Here is a 15,013-nt window from a genome sequence, read left to right as displayed (position 1 = left end):
CTGCACTACCAATACCAAGACTTCCGCGTTCCCCTTTGGATCGCCCGTCTTTCCCACCTCAATAGCCAGACGCAAAAGCGGGCGTGGTAAAGAGGGAAATTTGCAAAACCGTTGTTGCGCCCTTCGACAAGCTCAGGATGAGGGGGTGGTTTGGTTGCAAAACTAATCTTCACCATTGCAGAACTTGACTCCCCAGCAACCCATCCCACCGCAATCTACCCCACTGTCATCCTCGGGCTTGACCCGAGGACCCACGGCTAAGGAGAATAAACGAAACCGATACTCAGCAGTTATCAACATGGGTCCTCGGGTCATCCTCGGGTTAAACCCGAGGACTGAGGATGACGGTGGGGCGGCAATGGGGTGGGTTGCGGTAGGGTGGGTTGCGGGGGAGTCAAGTTCTGCAACCTTTGCGATTATCTTTGCATCCCACCACTCTCCCTCATCCTGAGCTTGTCGAAGGGCGCAACAATCGTTTTGCAACCCATTGGTACCCCCTCCCGAACGACTGCATTGCTCTCTCTTGCCCTCGCCGCGTCACATCCCTACTCTTTGCCCATCATGAAAGGGAATGCGATGCGGTTTGAAGGAACAGCGGCTTATGTGGCCGACAAGGATTTGATGGTGGCGGTCAATGCGGCGATTGCGCTGGAACGCCCGCTGCTGGTCAAGGGTGAACCCGGCACCGGCAAGACCGAGCTTGCCCGGCAGATTGCTGCGGCGCTTGATCTGGAACTGATCGAGTGGAACGTCAAATCCACCACCAAGGCCCAGCAAGGTCTCTACGAATATGATGCGGTCAGCCGTCTGCGCGATTCGCAGCTTGGCGATGCCAAATTCAACGATATCGCCAACTACATCAAACCGGGCAAGTTGTGGAATGCCTTTACGACCGACAAAAAGGTTGTGCTGCTGATCGATGAGATCGACAAGGCCGATATCGAGTTTCCCAATGATCTCCTGCAGGAACTCGACCGCAACGAATTCCATGTTTACGAGACGGGCGAAACAATCCGCGCCGTCCATCGGCCAATTGTCATCATCACTTCAAACAATGAAAAAGAACTGCCCGACGCTTTCCTGCGCCGCTGTTTCTTCCACTATATCCGCTTCCCCGACGTGGATACGCTGACCAGAATCATCGAAGTTCACTATCCCGGCATCAAGCAAAATCTTGTTCGTGCCGCCCTCACCCAATTCTACGAGATCCGCGACGTCGCGGGGCTGAAGAAGAAACCCTCCACTTCCGAAGCGCTGGACTGGATCAGGCTTCTCGTTGCCGACGACATCGCACCGGAGGATCTGCGCGCCGATCCCAAGAACGCGCTGCCCAAACTGCATGGCGCCTTGCTGAAAAACGAGCAGGACGTGCATCTGTTTGAACGGCTCGCCTTCATGGCAAGACGGCAGGGCTAGATGACTATTATCATCCGTCCCATCGAGAAAGCCGATGAACCCGAATGGCGTCGCCTCTGGACAGCCTATCTGACGTTCTACGAAACATCCGTAGCCGAAGACGTTTATCAGACGACATTCAAGCGGCTGCTTTCCGGCGGCGAACACGAATATCGCGGCTTTCTCGCCGAGCTTGACGGCAAGCCTGTTGGTCTTGCGCATTACCTTTTTCATCGCCACTGCTGGACCATCGCCGATACCTGCTATCTGCAGGACCTTTACGCCGACCCTGACATACGCGGTCAGGGCATTGGCCGCGCGCTGATCGAGGCTGTTCATGTCGAGGCGACAAAGGTTGGCTCGCAATACGTCTATTGGACCACTGCCCATGACAACGAAACGGCCCGCAAACTTTATGACCGCATCGGTGAACTGACCCCATTCATTGAATATCTGAAAATGGTATAATCACCTCATGTTCATTCCCTTCTTTCTTGAACTGAAAGCTGCAAAAATTCCCGTATCGCTGCGGGAATATCTGACATTGCTTGAAGGACTGGATGCCGGGCTGGTGAGCTACGATGTCGAGGGGTTCTATTATCTCGCCCGCTCGGCACTGGTAAAAGATGAGCGGCATATGGACCGCTTCGATCAGGTTTTCGGCCATGTGTTCAAGGGACTGGAATCCCTGACCGGCGAGAATGGTATCGACATTGCCAATCTCCCTGAAGAATGGCTACGGCGTCTTGCCGAAAAACATCTCACGGAAGAAGAGAAGAAGCTGATTGAGGCACTTGGCGGTTTTGACAAGCTGATGGAAACATTGCGCCAGCGGCTGGAAGAGCAAAAGGGCCGGCATCAGGGCGGGTCAAAATGGATTGGCACCGCTGGCACCTCGCCGTTCGGCGCCTATGGCTATAATCCGGAAGGAGTGCGGATCGGTCAGGATGAGGGCCGCCATGGCCGCGCGGTGAAGGTCTGGGACAAGCGCGAATTCAAGAATTTTGATGACAGTGTGGAGCTTGGCACCCGCAACATCAAGGTCGCGCTGAAACGCCTGCGCCGCTGGGTGCGTGAGGGCGCGGATGACGAGCTTGATCTATCGGGCACCATCAAATCCACAGCCGAGCACGGCTATCTCGATGTGCAGACCCGCCCGGAACGGCGCAATCACGTCAAGTTGCTGATGTTTTTCGATGTCGGCGGTTCCATGGATGAGCACATCAAGATCGCTGAAGAGCTGTTCTCCGCCGTGCGCTCGGAATTCAAACACATGGAGTATTTTTATTTCCACAATTGCCTCTATGAGGGCGTGTGGAAGGACAATCGCCGCCGCCATGCGGAAAAGATTCCGACGCTTGATGTGATCCACAAATATGGACCTGACTACAAGGTGATCTTCGTCGGCGATGCCGCCATGGCGCCCTATGAAGTGTCCCATCCGGGTGGGTCGGTCGAACACTGGAATGAGGAAGCCGGTGCCATCTGGCTTAGCCGCGTTCTCGATCACTGGAAGAATGCCGCCTGGCTCAACCCATCAAAAGAACAGTATTGGGGCTACACCGCCTCAACCGCAATGGTCCGCAAGATTTTCGCTGATCGTATGTACCCAATGACCCTTGCCGGTATTGAACAGGCAACACGGGAGCTTTCGCGCAGGGATTAGGTTGTGAGCGGTAGGGGACGTGGTTCGTGGTTCGTGGTTCGTGGTTCGTGGTTCGACATAACAACCATGAGGGACAGTGAGGATGCAAGCTAATCGCAGAGATTGCAGAACTTGACTCCCTGTAGCTCCCAATCTCCGTCATCCTCGGGCTTGACCCGAGGACCCATAATTAAATAGCGCCCAGCTCCGAGTTCGTTTTGAGCTTCTTAGCCGTGGGTCCTCGGGTCAAGCCCGAGGATGACGCGGAGGGATTGAGGTTAAGGGAAGCCATGTACTGCAATCTCTGCGATTAGCCTTGCATCCTCACTGTCCCTCATGGGTTGTTATGCCGAACCACGAACCACACGTTGTACAGCTATTTTAAACCCATCAACCAAACGAATAACCGGCACCGCGCACAGTGCGGATCGGATCGATCGAACGGCCAATATTGATAGCCTTGCGCAGCCGTCCGACATGGACGTCAACCGTGCGATCATCCACATAGATGTCAGCGCCCCAGACATTGTCCAGCAACTGACCGCGTGAGAAAACCCGGCCTGGTGATTGCATCAAAAATTCCAGCAGACGGAACTCGGTTGGACCAAGCTTCAACTCGCGTTCCTTGCGGAACACCCGGTGCTGCTCGCGATCAAGCTTCAGATCGCCAAAACTCAGCACATGCGACAGGAGGCTCGGATTGACCCGGCGCAGCATGGCCTTGATACGGGCGAGCAGTTCTGGGGTCGAGAACGGCTTGACCATATAGTCATCAGCACCCGTCGCCAGACCGCGCACCCGTTCGCTTTCTTCGCCACGCGCTGTCAGCATGATGATCGGCAGGATTTCCGTCTCGCGCCGCGCCCGCAGGCGGCGGCAGAGTTCGATGCCGGAAAGGCCCGGCAGCATCCAGTCGAGGATAAGCAGGTCAGGCACTTTTTCACGCAGCGCGATCTCGGCCTCGTCGCCCCGTGCGATTGTCTCGACGACATAGCCTTCGGCTTCAAGATTGTACCGGAGAAGGACGCTGAGCGCTTCCTCGTCTTCGACAACTGTGATTTTGGGAGCTATCGCCATTGCTGGATTCCTGATTAAGGCTGTCTGGCTTCATCAACGATGATGCTGTGGGTCTGGTCTTCCTTGGGCCGTTCGGCTGGAAGCTGCGCACCCGTCACGATGTAGTAGACCGTTTCAGCAATATTCGTCGCATGGTCTCCGATGCGCTCGATATTCTTGGCGCAGAAGAGAAGGTGCGTGCAGGCAGAAATGTTGCGCGGATCTTCCATCATGTAAGTCAGAAGTTCGCGGAACAACGATGTGTAGAGCGCATCGATTTCGTCATCACGCTCGCGGACAATATTGACCTGCTGCACGGAACGCGTCGCATAGGCGTCGAGCACATCCTTGAGCTGTGTCAGGGCGAGTTCGGCGATGGTCTGCAGACCGCGATAGACGGAGAGCGTCTGACGCGTATCGGTGACGGCAACAACGCGCTTGGCGATATTCTTGCCCAGATCACCAACCCGTTCGAGATCGGACGAAATACGGATGGCACCGATGATTTCGCGCAGGTCAATTGCCATGGGCTGGCGCTTGCCGATGATGGTGATGGCCTTCTCGTCAATCTCGCGCTGTCCGGCATCAAGAATGAGGTCATCGGAAATAACGCGCTGGGCCAGCGCATTATCGGAATTCACCATGGCGGTGACGGCCTGTTCGACCATGCGTTCCGCATGGCCGCCCATCTCGGCAATCTTGTGGGTCAGGAACTTCAGTTCGTCGTCATAGGAACGGACGGTGTGTTGCGTCTCGGTCATTTTTTTATCCCTGTTTCCCGTGATTAGCCGAAGCGTCCGGTGATGTAGTCCTGCGTGCGCTTTTCCGTCGGATTGGTGAACATCATTTCCGTATCACCCACCTCGACCAGATTACCCAGATGGAACATGGCCGTGCGCTGCGAAACGCGGGCGGCCTGCTGCATCGAGTGGGTCACGATGACAATGGTGTAGTTCTGGCGCAGTTCGTCGATGAGTTCTTCGACCTTCGCCGTAGCAATCGGATCAAGCGCCGAGCAGGGCTCGTCCATCAGGATAACTTCCGGGCTGACCGCTATGGCGCGGGCGATGCACAGGCGCTGCTGCTGACCGCCGGAAAGACCTGTACCGGCTTCATGCAGGCGATCCTTCACCTCGTCAAAAAGACTGGCGCGGCGCAGGCTCTTCTCGACGATTTCTTCCAGCTCGTGCCGGTTCTTGGCAAGGCCATGGATGCGTGGGCCATAGGCAACATTTTCGAAGATGGATTTTGGAAACGGATTGGGCTTCTGGAAGACCATGCCGACACGGGCGCGCAGTTCAACCACGTCGATCTTCGGATTGTAGATATCCTCTTCATCGAGCGTGATCTTGCCGCCGATCTTGCAGCCTTCAATCGTGTCATTCATGCGGTTCAGCGAGCGCAGGAAGGTGGACTTGCCGCAGCCGGATGGACCGATCAGCGCTGTGACCATCTTCTCAGGCACATCGAGGCTGACACCAAACAGGGCCTGCTTTTCACCATAGTGAACGGTGACATCCTTGCCCTGCATTTTGATCGTATTGACCTGTGCATTCATTTTGTCGTTTACCGCTTTTTCGAGAGATCGTTCTGTCATCAGATTCATGGTTCGCTCCCGTTTTACCAGCGCCGCTCAAAGCGGCGACGCAGAATGATGGCTCCAATATTCATGACTGCGAGAAACAGAAGCAGCACGATGATAGCGCCTGACGTGCGTTCCACAAAGGCGCGTTCCGCCTCGTTGGCCCACATATAGATCTGCACCGGCAGCGCAGTCGAAGGATCAAGCGGCGTGACCGGATAATTGGCAACAAAGGCCACCATGCCGATCAGCAGCAGCGGCGCCGTTTCGCCAAGCGCATGGGCGAGGCCGATGATCGTCCCGGTCAGGATGCCGGGTGCAGCGAGCGGCAGCACGTGATGGAACACCATCTGCGTTTTCGATGCACCAACACCCAGCGCCGCCGAGCGGATGGATGGCGGCACGGCGCGCAAGGCGGCGCGTGTCGCGATGATGATTGTCGGCAGCGTCATCAGGGTCAGAACCAGACCACCAACCAGCGAGGCGGAACGCGGCAGACCGAAGAAGTTAATGAAGACGGCAAGCCCGAGAAGACCAAAGACGATTGACGGAACAGCCGCCAGATTGTTGATGTTGACCTCAATAATATCGGTCAGGCGGCTCTTCTTGGCATATTCTTCCAGATAGATCGAAGCGGCCACGCCAATCGGCAGCGAAAGGCAGAGCACAATCAGCATCATGTAAAGCGAGCCGATCAGCGCAACGCCAAGACCTGATGTTTCCGGACGGCTCGATGCGCCGAAGGTGAACAGGCCAGTGTTAAACCGCTGCGCCATCACCCCTTCCTTGCTGAGGGTGTTCATCCAGGCGACCTGACGATCCGAAACCTTGCGGTTTGCCTGATCAACGGTCAGATCAATCTGGCCTTTAAAGGCGGAGTCGATATCGCCGCCGGTCAGGACCCACAGATTCTGTGTCGTGCCGATCAGCGCCGGATTTCCGGCAACCAGTTCACGCAGCTGGCTGCGCGAACCATCGGATACAAGCTTGCTCAACTCACGGATACCGGGCTTGTCATCAAGGCTGACACCGAGCTTTTCCGCCAGTGCATTGCGCACCAGAACAGGATAGTTCGCAGTCAGCAAGACCGTCGGATCGGTGGCGCGTTTGTTGGTCGGATCAATGATCTTTTCGTCGAGCTTGACCGAAAGATTAAGCTCCGTCTGCCAGAAGGCAGTATAGCCGTTCGAGATAACCGAATAGAGCAGCGCAACCAGAAAAAACAGGCCGATGGCAATGGCTATGATGCCGTAAAGTTTGAACCGGCGTTCCGCAGCGTAGCGGCGCTTGAGACCAATGTCGCGCCTGATCACTTTGGCTGGAGCAGTTGTTGCAGGATTGAGAGTTGTGTCGGTCATTCGTACTGCTCCCGGTACTTACGCACGATGTAAAGCGCGAAAATGTTCATCGCCAGAGTGATAAAGAAAAGGGTGAGGCCAAGGGCGAATGCCACCAGCGTCTGCGGTGAATTGAATTCCAGATCGCCCGTCAGCTGGTTGACGATCTTGACGGTGATCGTTGTCATGGCATCGAACGGATTGATATTGAGGTTGGCGGCAACACCGGCAGCCAGAACCACGATCATGGTTTCGCCGATAGCACGCGAGGCAGTGAGCAGCAGCGCACCGACAATGCCCGGCAAGGCGGCGGGAAGCACGACGCGGCGCACCGTTTCCGACTTTGTCGAGCCAAGACCAAGCGAACCATCACGCAGGGAACGTGGCACAGCGGTGATAATGTCATCCGACAGTGACGAGACAAACGGGATCAGCATGACACCCATGACGATACCGGCGGTGAGTACGCTCTGGGCCATGATGAACGGATAACCGCCCGAGATCGCCGCACTGAGATCGCGCAGGAACGGCCCGACTGTGACAAGAGCAAAGAAGCCATAGACAATCGTCGGGATGCCCGCGAGCACTTCAAGCAGCGGCTTGACCACCGAGCGCACACTGCGGCTGGCATATTCAGCCATGTAGATTGCGGCAAACAGACCAACCGGAACCGCAAAGAGCATGGCGACCAGCGCGATATAAAGCGTACCGGCAAGCAGCGGGATCAGACCAAACTGACCCTGCGTCGCATCGCCACCAGCGGCGGAAAAACGCGGGTCCCATACGGTACCGAAGAAGAAACTGGAAGGCGTCACCGATTGGAAGAAGGTGATTGTCTGGAACAGCATTGACAGAACGATACCGACCGTTGTCAGGATCGCGATTGTCGAGGCGGCCAGCAGTGCCCAGAGAATGATCCGTTCAACATTGTTGCGTGCCCGCGTGCGAACATTGACGCCGGACAGGCCGAAAACAGCACCGGCCAGTGCAAGGACAATGGCGACAACCGCACCGATATTGTTGGCGCGGGCCGTGCTCTTGTTCCATTGAATGGCGATCGGGATCATGAAATCCTGACCTTCCGTCGCAAGGGCAACGCCCTTTTCGGACAGAAGCGGACGCAATTCGGAAAAGGTCGTTGGCAGATTTGCACGTTCCTGATCGGTCAGCTTGTTGAGGCCGCGCGCGATACCGCTGACCATGCCGATTTCAAGACTTTGACTGGCAATGACGCTCTGGTCGTTGTGAACAGGCAAACTGGCAACCGCCTGATGTTCGATATAGAAGCCCGAGGCAACCGCCCAGACTGCAATAAAGATAACCGCTGGCAATACCGAAACCAGAAAAACCCACCAGCCGTGATAATGCGGCAAGGAATGGGCCTTGATGCTTCTGTCGTCCTTGCGGACAGCGCGCTGGCGTCCGAGAACAAACCCGACAATACCAATCGCAATGACAATCACTAAAACCAACAAGCTGGACATCAACGCTTCCCCGATCTGTCCTGTAAACTAGGTCGCAAGCTCATGGATGCGGTCGAATAACAGAAGACCAGATTCAAAAGCGTACCGCCTGAAGAAGAACTGGCGCGGACGGGTATTCCCGACCGCGCCAATTATGGGGCTTACTTGCCAGCCATTGTCTTGCCGGCGGCAAAGGCAGCGCGCTGAGCTTCACGCTCTGCATCCGGTGCAGCAACCAGACCATATTCTACCAGCGGGCTTTCCGGACCAACCATCTGGTCAGCAAGGAAGAAGTCCACATATTCCTTCAGGCCAGGAATAACGCCGAGGTGTGCCTTCTTGACGTAGAAGAACAGCGGGCGCGAAACCGGATACTTGCCTGTAGCAATGGTTTCCGTGCTTGGCTTGATGCCGTTGACGGTTGCAACCTTCAGCTTGTCAGCATTGTTTTCGTAGAAAGCGAGGCCGAATACGCCAACACCTGTCTTGTTGGCATCGATACGAGCCAGTGTTTCAGGATAGTCGCCGTCGATGTCGATTGCCTTGCCGTCCTTGCGGATTGCGATACAGGCAGCAGCGGCAGCCTTTTCGTCAAGGCCAGCAGCCTTGATGGCATCAGCAGCGCCAGTTGCCTTGCAACCGCCGGTCATCAGCTTTTCTTCGAAGACTTCACGGGTGCCGTGCTTTTCGCCAGGAATGTAAGCGGCGATGTCCCAAGCTGGCAGCTTAGGGTTGACCTGATTCCACTTGGTGTTTGGATTGGCAACGAGCTTGCCGTCAACAACGATCTGTGCAGCAAGTGCTGTGTAGACGTCCTTAGGCTCCAAAGCCCAATCTGGACCCTTGATGTCGGTCGCAAATACGATGCCATCATAGCCGATGCGGATTTCTTCAACGTCCTTGACGCCTGCATCAACGCAAGACTTCAACTCTGTGTCCTTGATCGGACGCGAGGAATTGGCGATGTCGATGGTGTTTTCGCCGACGCCCTTGCAGAATTCCTTGATGCCGGCACCCGAACCACCGGATTCAACAACCGGGGTCTTGAACTTGGGGAAAGTCTCGCCGAAAGCTTCAGCGACGATCTTGGCATATGGCAGCACTGTGGATGAACCGCTGACCTGAATCTGGTCACGAGCGGATGCGCCAACTGTCGTGGCAATCACGGAGATCGCAATCAGAGCAGTGGTGGAAATAAGCTTGTTCATAGGAGCAGCTCCTGTTGGATTAACTGTGTGACGCCTCCGACGTCGTCTGCCGTCTATAGAACCAATATAACAGTCATATGACAGTAATGTTACAGTTCTGTAGCGCGGTCTGCACCCGAGCCGCGCCCGGCGCGGAATCAAAAATCCTTCTAAAACCATCAAGTTAACCGTCTATGCACTTTGCACAGCTTCGCGCTCTCAAGAGAAGATCAACGATTCCAGTAGGTTCATGCCATTCAATTGCGACACCCGCAGAGGTTGCGCCTCCCGACTGCGTGGGGGGACAACGCCGTCCCCTGACACTGGTCTCAAAAAAACTTGATTGCAAGCGACGGATTGTCCTGCTCCTGCCGTTTAAGCCTGAAACAGATGACAATCTCCCGAAAGGAAATTCCTATGAAACCAAAAAGCACAGCCGCCCTTCTTGCTGTTCTGTTGTTGCCTTTGGCAGCACCCTTCGCGGTGGGGGCTCCAAAAGCTGATACCAATGGTGATGGCACCATTTCGCTGGCCGAATACCAGACGGCGGCGCGGACACGGCTGCTCAAGCTTGATACGGATGGGGACGGCAAGCTGTCGCTTGAGGAATGGCTGAAGCGCCCGGCACCGAAGAATGCCAAGCGCGACCCGGCGGCAGTCTTCAATCGCCTCGATACCAATCATGACGGCTTCATCGATGCCGCAGAAATGGATACTGTATCGAAGAAGCGGTTCGAGCGCCTCGACAAGAATTCCGATGGACAATTGTCGAAGGAAGAACGCCATCCGCACAGGAAGGGTGCTGCAGACAGTTCGCAGGAGTAACGGCAAGCGTGCAAAGCCTTGGACAATCGCAAGACGGATGAAGAACTGCTGGTCCAGATCGGTCAGCACGACGACGCTGCCATCAGGACCATGGTATCGAGAAAGCTTCCGCGCCTGCTTGCCATGGCCGTGCGGATGCTTGGCGACAGGCACGAGGCCGAAGATGTAACGCAGGAAGCCTTTGTCAGGCTCTGGCGGCAGGCAGGCAAATGGCAGTCCGGCCGCGCGACATTTGATACGTGGTTGCACCGGGTGACGCTCAACCTCTGCTACGACCGGCTGCGCCGCCATCGCGAACAGCCGGTGGCCGAAGCACCTGAGCGTGCCGATCCGGCACCCGGTCCGGAAGAGACGCTTTCAACCCAGGACGAAAGCGACAGGATCAGAAAAGCCCTAGCCTCCCTGCCAGACCGGCAAAGGGAGGCGATTGTGCTGCAATATTATCAGGAATTCACCAATATCGAGGCGGCTGAGATCATGGATATAAGCATTGAAGCACTGGAAAGCCTTCTGGCCCGCGCCCGCCGTAATCTGCGGACGATTCTGCAAGAGGCCGATGAACAGGAGAAAATCCGATGACACCGGAGCGTTTTCACGAACTGACCGAGATCTATGGTGCAGATACCAGACGGTGGCCACCGCCGGAACAGGCAGCGGCTGTCTCCTTTACCAAGGACTATCCCGATCTTGCCCAACCTGCTCTCAAGGCCGCCGCAGAACTCGACAGTCTGTTATCTGGCTATCAGATCGCCCAGCCGGACGCGGCACTGCGCGAGCGGATCATCGCCGCATCGGGCAAATCACGGTCGGGCTGGATGCGGGCACGTCTTTGGTGGCAAGGCACGGGCCTTGCGGGTATCGGCCTCGCTGGCGCTGTCACCGGCGCGCTTCTGATCGGCGTCATCCACTCGGCGGAAACCCGCGGATATGAGGATCAGGCCTATGCCGTCACGGCTTTCAACATCTCTGATGAACTGGACGAGTAAATGAGCGAACGATCACGCAATATACTCCTCGTCGCCTCGCTTGCGCTGAATGTCTTCATTGCCGGAGGTGTGATTGGCGGCGGATATATCTGGCACACATTCGGCCACTCCTGGGCAACGGAAAATCGACGTGGTGTCCGTTTTGCCGCTGAATATCTGACGCCGGAACAGCAGAAGACCTTGCGCCAGAACCTGTCGGCAGCACGCAAGGACAATATACCTTTGGCCGATGCGGGACGCGCAAGCCGCACCGAGATTGCCCGCTTGCTGGCGCAGGATGTCATCGACCCTGCGGCGGTCAATGCCGAACTGACCAAGGCACGCGAAGCGGATTTCGCCCTGCGAACCCGCATTGAACAGACAATTGTCTCCTTCGCCGAAAGCCTTTCTCCCGAGGATCGCAAGGCGCTGATCGACGGCCTGAAGAAGCGCAACATCATCATCAGGCAGACGCCCGCAAAAAAAGAATAGGCACCGGCGACGGATTCTTTTGGCTCCCCCGTTCAATGACTGTCGATGCCAGACAGGCGGCGAACGGAGAAGACCATGGGTACCACGCCAACAGATGCGACAGCTGCCATTGCGGTCAATCGCTTTGGTTTGGGCAAGCGGGCAAGCGAGCCGCTTCCATCCGATCCGCAGCACTGGCTGCTTGACCAGATCGGGCAATACACGGCCCAGCCGCCAGCCTTTGCGGCAATGCAAGCCACCCGCGACATCGCAACAAATTACGCCAATGACCGGGAAAAACTGCAGACGCTTGATGGCGACGCGAAGATTGCGCTGCGGCAGGAGCTGAACAAAGCGGCGCGGTTGCTTTATCGCAGCGAGATCGACGCGCGCGGTCTTAATGCCCTGCAAACGACAACACCCTTCATGGAAGCGCTCGTCCATTTCTGGTCAAACCATTTTGCCGTTTCAGCCGACAATCCCCCGATGCTCAGCCTTGCCGGTGCATTTGAGCGCGAGGCAATCCGCCCGCATATAACAGGGCGCTTTGCTGACCTGCTCTTTGCCGTCGAGCAGCATCCCGCCATGCTGATCTATCTTGATCAGATACGCTCCGCTGGCCCCGATAGCCCGCTTGCCAATCGTGCCAGGAAGCGCAATGCCGACAGGCTGCCCGGCATCAATGAGAACCTTGCCCGCGAGATCATGGAGCTGCACACGGTCGGCGTCGGTTCCGGCTATACCCAGAAGGATGTGACAGAATTTGCGCTTGCCCTGACTGGGTGGTCTGCCGGAGGGATGGGCGGCAAGGCCGATACCAGCGAGGCCGGTATTTTCCAGTACCGTCCCGGTCTGCACCAGCCGGGCGACCGGTTGATACGCCGCCGGGTCTATGGACCGTCTGGCGAGGATCAGGCGGGTGCCGTTCTGAAAGATCTGGCCAGCGATCCGGCAACTGCCCGACACATTGCCACAAAACTCTGTCGCCACTTTATCTCAGATACGCCCTCAAGGGCGGCCGTCGATCGGGTCAGCAAGGCATTCCTCACTTCCGGTGGGGATTTGCCAACGATTTACAGAGCACTCGTTGAAGCGCCCGAAGCATGGGCAACACAGGCCTCCAAGATCAAGACACCATGGGAGTGGCTGGTTTCAGCCATGCGCGGTCTGGATTATCCCGATCTTGGCAAAGCCAGTTTCTCCAATCTCTTGAACCAGCTTGGACAACCGGTCTGGCTGCCGCGTTCACCCGCCGGTTATGACGACATCGCCGCCAGCTGGCTTGCACCTGACGCATTGGTTCGGCGGGTTGAAGTATCGCAGCGGCTGGCCGCGAAGGCAGACCGCAGTCTGAAGCCGGACGAATTGGCCAGCAATCTTCTTGGAACCACCCTGACCAGCACGACGGCAACGGAAATCAACCGCGCCGAATCCATCCAGACGGGCATCGCCCTTCTGCTTGTTTCACCGGATTTTCAACGGAGATAAGCATGACCAACCGCCGTGACTTCCTGCGTCTGGCCGCAATCGGTGCGGGATCGATGCTCGTTGCGCCCCGCATTGTCTTTGCCAATGTCGCAACGGATCGTCGCTTCGTCTTCATCATCCAGCGCGGTGCCGCCGATGGCCTCAACATCGTCATTCCCTATGCGGACCCTGCCTATGCACAACTGCGTGGCAAGCTTGCCATTGACGTCGCCGATGCCATCAAACTTGACGGCACATTTGCTCTGCATCCTTCGCTTGGTAATATGGGAACGCTCTATACCAACAGGCAGGCGCTGTTGGTCCATGCTGTCGCTTCGCCCTATCGCGAACGTTCCCATTTCGACGGGCAGAATGTCCTGGAAACGGGCGGCACCAGCCCCTACCAGCTCCGGGATGGCTGGCTGAACCGGCTTGTGACCCTCCTGCCGAAATCCGCCGACAAGGCCATTGCTTTCGCTCCGACGATACCTGCCGCCCTGCGCGGTTCGGCTGACGTTACATCCTATGCACCGTCGAGCCTGCCCGAAGCCCCCGATGACCTGTTGCTGCGGGTTGCGCAACTCTACGACAAGGATCAGCAGTTTCACCCTGTCTGGAGCGCCGCCATGGAAGCACGCGGCTTTTTCAAGGACATGGAAACGCGCCAGAACCCTGCAGCGGCGGGTAGAACAGCTGCCGAAGCGCTCGTTCGCAGTGATGGGCCGCGCATTGCCATGATCGAGACCAGCGGCTGGGACACCCATAGCGGGCAGGACGGCCGGCTCGCCAATCAGCTTAAGGCGCTTGATGCGATGATCGATGCCATGCGCGACGGCCTCGGTGATATCTGGCAGCAGACCACCGTCCTCGTGGCAACGGAATTTGGCCGCACCGCCGCTGCCAATGGCACGGGAGGAACCGATCACGGCACGGCGACAACGGCGCTTGTTCTGGGCGGAGCGGTGCAAGGTGGCCGCATTCTCGCCGATTGGCCGGGCCTCGCCGCAAGTGCCCTTTACGAAAACCGCGATTTGAAACCCACCATGGACCTCGATGCGCTGATTGCGGCTCTTGCCGCTGAAACCTTCCGCCTCGACCCGGAGCGCACCATGAAAACACTCTTTCCGAACCGCCCCTTTGACCAGTCCCTGCACGGACTGATCAACACCTGAACCATCAACCAACCCCAGAAGAGGATATTATGAGAACTGTCCTAAGTATTATCACCGCTGGCCTTATCGCCGTCGACACCTTGGCCGGAGCGCAAAGCGCCAGCGCCATGCCACTCCTGCCCGCGCAGGGCGATCATCTGCAATCCCAGGCCGAACCTGTCTATTGGCGGCGCGGCTTCTATGGCTGGCATGACGGTTATTATTACAATGGGCATCGCGGCTATGGTTATTTCCGCCCTGGTTATCGCTTCTATCGCGGTTACTGGTTTCCACTTGAAGCCTTTGGTCCCAGAACCGTGATCATCGAGCGCCCGGCACCGATTATTGTGCATCGTCGGCCCATCATTATTTACCGTTGAGGCCAGTGCGAAATGTGATGAAACGTTTCATCTGACGGTTATGCCCAGATCGATCCCTTGACAGGCTCACCCAAGTCCCATAGTTATCA

General features: G+C 56.8%; 16 protein-coding genes. 10 read left to right on the top strand and 6 right to left on the bottom strand.

Going from position 1 to position 15,013, the window contains the following annotated elements; translation table 11 throughout:
* The first annotated feature begins 576 nt into the window (after positions 1-576).
* Genes FHW17_RS05070 through FHW17_RS05060 form a run of 3 tightly spaced genes read left to right on the top strand, consistent with a single transcriptional unit; the run spans position 577 to position 3,061 of the window.
* Positions 577-1,416 carry a MoxR family ATPase gene (locus FHW17_RS05070; protein ID WP_112523060.1) on the top strand — a complete coding sequence of 280 codons (840 nt, stop codon included), beginning with the start codon at positions 577-579 and terminating at the stop codon, positions 1,414-1,416.
* A complete protein-coding gene (locus FHW17_RS05065) occupies positions 1,417-1,863 on the top strand; it encodes a GNAT family N-acetyltransferase (RefSeq protein WP_112523059.1) in 447 nt (148 codons plus the stop codon).
* Between the two features lie 7 nt (positions 1,864-1,870).
* Entirely contained in the window at positions 1,871-3,061 is a 1,191-nt protein-coding gene (locus FHW17_RS05060; RefSeq protein WP_182509320.1) for a VWA domain-containing protein, read from the top strand.
* 369 nt (positions 3,062-3,430) lie between these two features.
* On the opposite strand, the gene phoB is transcribed toward FHW17_RS05060, so the two are convergent.
* The 6 genes from phoB to FHW17_RS05030 all read right to left on the bottom strand — a co-directional run bounded on the left by phoB (position 3,431) and on the right by FHW17_RS05030 (position 9,686).
* Positions 3,431-4,117, bottom strand: a complete 687-nt coding sequence (gene phoB / locus FHW17_RS05055; RefSeq protein WP_162700294.1) for a phosphate regulon transcriptional regulator PhoB — start codon at positions 4,115-4,117, stop codon at positions 3,431-3,433.
* 14 nt (positions 4,118-4,131) lie between these two features.
* Positions 4,132-4,857, bottom strand: a complete 726-nt coding sequence (gene phoU, locus FHW17_RS05050; protein ID WP_091879825.1) for a phosphate signaling complex protein PhoU — start codon at positions 4,855-4,857, stop codon at positions 4,132-4,134.
* 23 nt (positions 4,858-4,880) lie between these two features.
* A complete protein-coding gene (gene pstB, locus FHW17_RS05045) occupies positions 4,881-5,654 on the bottom strand; it encodes a phosphate ABC transporter ATP-binding protein PstB (RefSeq protein ID WP_227988239.1) in 774 nt (257 codons plus the stop codon).
* Positions 5,655-5,716: 62 nt separating this feature from the next.
* Positions 5,717-7,036 (bottom strand): phosphate ABC transporter permease PstA, encoded by a 1,320-nt coding sequence (gene pstA, locus FHW17_RS05040; protein ID WP_112523056.1) that lies wholly within the window; start codon positions 7,034-7,036, stop codon positions 5,717-5,719.
* Entirely contained in the window at positions 7,033-8,499 is a 1,467-nt protein-coding gene (gene pstC / locus FHW17_RS05035; RefSeq protein ID WP_112523055.1) for a phosphate ABC transporter permease subunit PstC, read from the bottom strand. The genes pstA and pstC overlap by 4 nt, the downstream gene beginning before the upstream one ends.
* 140 nt (positions 8,500-8,639) lie before the next feature.
* On the bottom strand, positions 8,640-9,686 hold the full coding sequence (locus FHW17_RS05030) for a substrate-binding domain-containing protein (RefSeq protein WP_112523054.1): 1,047 nt from the start codon (positions 9,684-9,686) through the stop codon (positions 8,640-8,642).
* 396 nt (positions 9,687-10,082) lie between these two features.
* Here FHW17_RS05030 and FHW17_RS05025 point away from each other — a divergent pair, with 396 nt between their 5' ends.
* The 7 genes from FHW17_RS05025 (at position 10,083) to FHW17_RS04995 (ending at position 14,924) form a co-directional block, all read left to right on the top strand.
* Positions 10,083-10,490, top strand: a complete 408-nt coding sequence (locus FHW17_RS05025) for an acid-shock protein (RefSeq protein ID WP_182509319.1) — start codon at positions 10,083-10,085, stop codon at positions 10,488-10,490.
* A gap of 18 nt (positions 10,491-10,508) precedes the next feature.
* Complete coding sequence (locus tag FHW17_RS05020; protein ID WP_182509318.1) at positions 10,509-11,069, top strand: RNA polymerase sigma factor; 561 nt, start codon at positions 10,509-10,511, stop codon at positions 11,067-11,069.
* Positions 11,066-11,476 (top strand): hypothetical protein, encoded by a 411-nt coding sequence (locus FHW17_RS05015; protein WP_182509317.1) that lies wholly within the window; start codon positions 11,066-11,068, stop codon positions 11,474-11,476. The genes FHW17_RS05020 and FHW17_RS05015 overlap by 4 nt, the downstream gene beginning before the upstream one ends.
* Positions 11,477-11,947 (top strand): periplasmic heavy metal sensor, encoded by a 471-nt coding sequence (locus FHW17_RS05010; RefSeq protein ID WP_182509316.1) that lies wholly within the window; start codon positions 11,477-11,479, stop codon positions 11,945-11,947.
* Positions 11,948-12,022: 75 nt separating this feature from the next.
* Positions 12,023-13,414, top strand: a complete 1,392-nt coding sequence (locus tag FHW17_RS05005) for a DUF1800 domain-containing protein (RefSeq protein ID WP_182509315.1) — start codon at positions 12,023-12,025, stop codon at positions 13,412-13,414.
* Positions 13,415-13,416: 2 nt separating this feature from the next.
* Positions 13,417-14,565 carry a DUF1501 domain-containing protein gene (locus FHW17_RS05000; RefSeq protein ID WP_182509314.1) on the top strand — a complete coding sequence of 383 codons (1,149 nt, stop codon included), beginning with the start codon at positions 13,417-13,419 and terminating at the stop codon, positions 14,563-14,565.
* A 29-nt stretch (positions 14,566-14,594) separates the two neighbouring features.
* The gene (locus FHW17_RS04995) at positions 14,595-14,924 is read left to right on the top strand and encodes a hypothetical protein (protein ID WP_182509313.1); all 330 of its coding nucleotides are present in this window, start codon (positions 14,595-14,597) and stop codon (positions 14,922-14,924) included.
* Positions 14,925-15,013: the final 89 nt, after the last annotated feature.

The organism is Phyllobacterium sp. P30BS-XVII (assembly GCF_014138335.1).
Classification (GTDB): domain Bacteria; phylum Pseudomonadota; class Alphaproteobacteria; order Rhizobiales; family Rhizobiaceae; genus Phyllobacterium; species Phyllobacterium meliloti.
This window is presented reverse-complemented; position numbering and strand designations above follow the sequence as displayed.

What these genes read in the sequence shown, in the direction of transcription:
- pstA (WP_112523056.1), bottom strand. Translation starts at nt 7,036, where the DNA reads ATGACCGACACAACTCTCAATCCTGCAACAACTGCTCCAGCCAAAGTG.
- FHW17_RS05025 (WP_182509319.1), top strand. Translation starts at nt 10,083, where the DNA reads ATGAAACCAAAAAGCACAGCCGCCCTTCTTGCTGTTCTGTTGTTGCCT.
- FHW17_RS05060 (WP_182509320.1), top strand. Translation starts at nt 1,871, where the DNA reads ATGTTCATTCCCTTCTTTCTTGAACTGAAAGCTGCAAAAATTCCCGTA.
- pstC (WP_112523055.1), bottom strand. Translation starts at nt 8,499, where the DNA reads ATGTCCAGCTTGTTGGTTTTAGTGATTGTCATTGCGATTGGTATTGTC.
- FHW17_RS05015 (WP_182509317.1), top strand. Translation starts at nt 11,066, where the DNA reads ATGACACCGGAGCGTTTTCACGAACTGACCGAGATCTATGGTGCAGAT.
- phoU (WP_091879825.1), bottom strand. Translation starts at nt 4,857, where the DNA reads ATGACCGAGACGCAACACACCGTCCGTTCCTATGACGACGAACTGAAG.
- FHW17_RS04995 (WP_182509313.1), top strand. Translation starts at nt 14,595, where the DNA reads ATGAGAACTGTCCTAAGTATTATCACCGCTGGCCTTATCGCCGTCGAC.
- FHW17_RS05010 (WP_182509316.1), top strand. Translation starts at nt 11,477, where the DNA reads ATGAGCGAACGATCACGCAATATACTCCTCGTCGCCTCGCTTGCGCTG.
- FHW17_RS05000 (WP_182509314.1), top strand. Translation starts at nt 13,417, where the DNA reads ATGACCAACCGCCGTGACTTCCTGCGTCTGGCCGCAATCGGTGCGGGA.
- phoB (WP_162700294.1), bottom strand. Translation starts at nt 4,117, where the DNA reads ATGGCGATAGCTCCCAAAATCACAGTTGTCGAAGACGAGGAAGCGCTC.
- FHW17_RS05070 (WP_112523060.1), top strand. Translation starts at nt 577, where the DNA reads ATGCGGTTTGAAGGAACAGCGGCTTATGTGGCCGACAAGGATTTGATG.
- FHW17_RS05065 (WP_112523059.1), top strand. Translation starts at nt 1,417, where the DNA reads ATGACTATTATCATCCGTCCCATCGAGAAAGCCGATGAACCCGAATGG.
- FHW17_RS05005 (WP_182509315.1), top strand. Translation starts at nt 12,023, where the DNA reads ATGGGTACCACGCCAACAGATGCGACAGCTGCCATTGCGGTCAATCGC.
- pstB (WP_227988239.1), bottom strand. Translation starts at nt 5,654, where the DNA reads ATGAATGCACAGGTCAATACGATCAAAATGCAGGGCAAGGATGTCACC.
- FHW17_RS05030 (WP_112523054.1), bottom strand. Translation starts at nt 9,686, where the DNA reads ATGAACAAGCTTATTTCCACCACTGCTCTGATTGCGATCTCCGTGATT.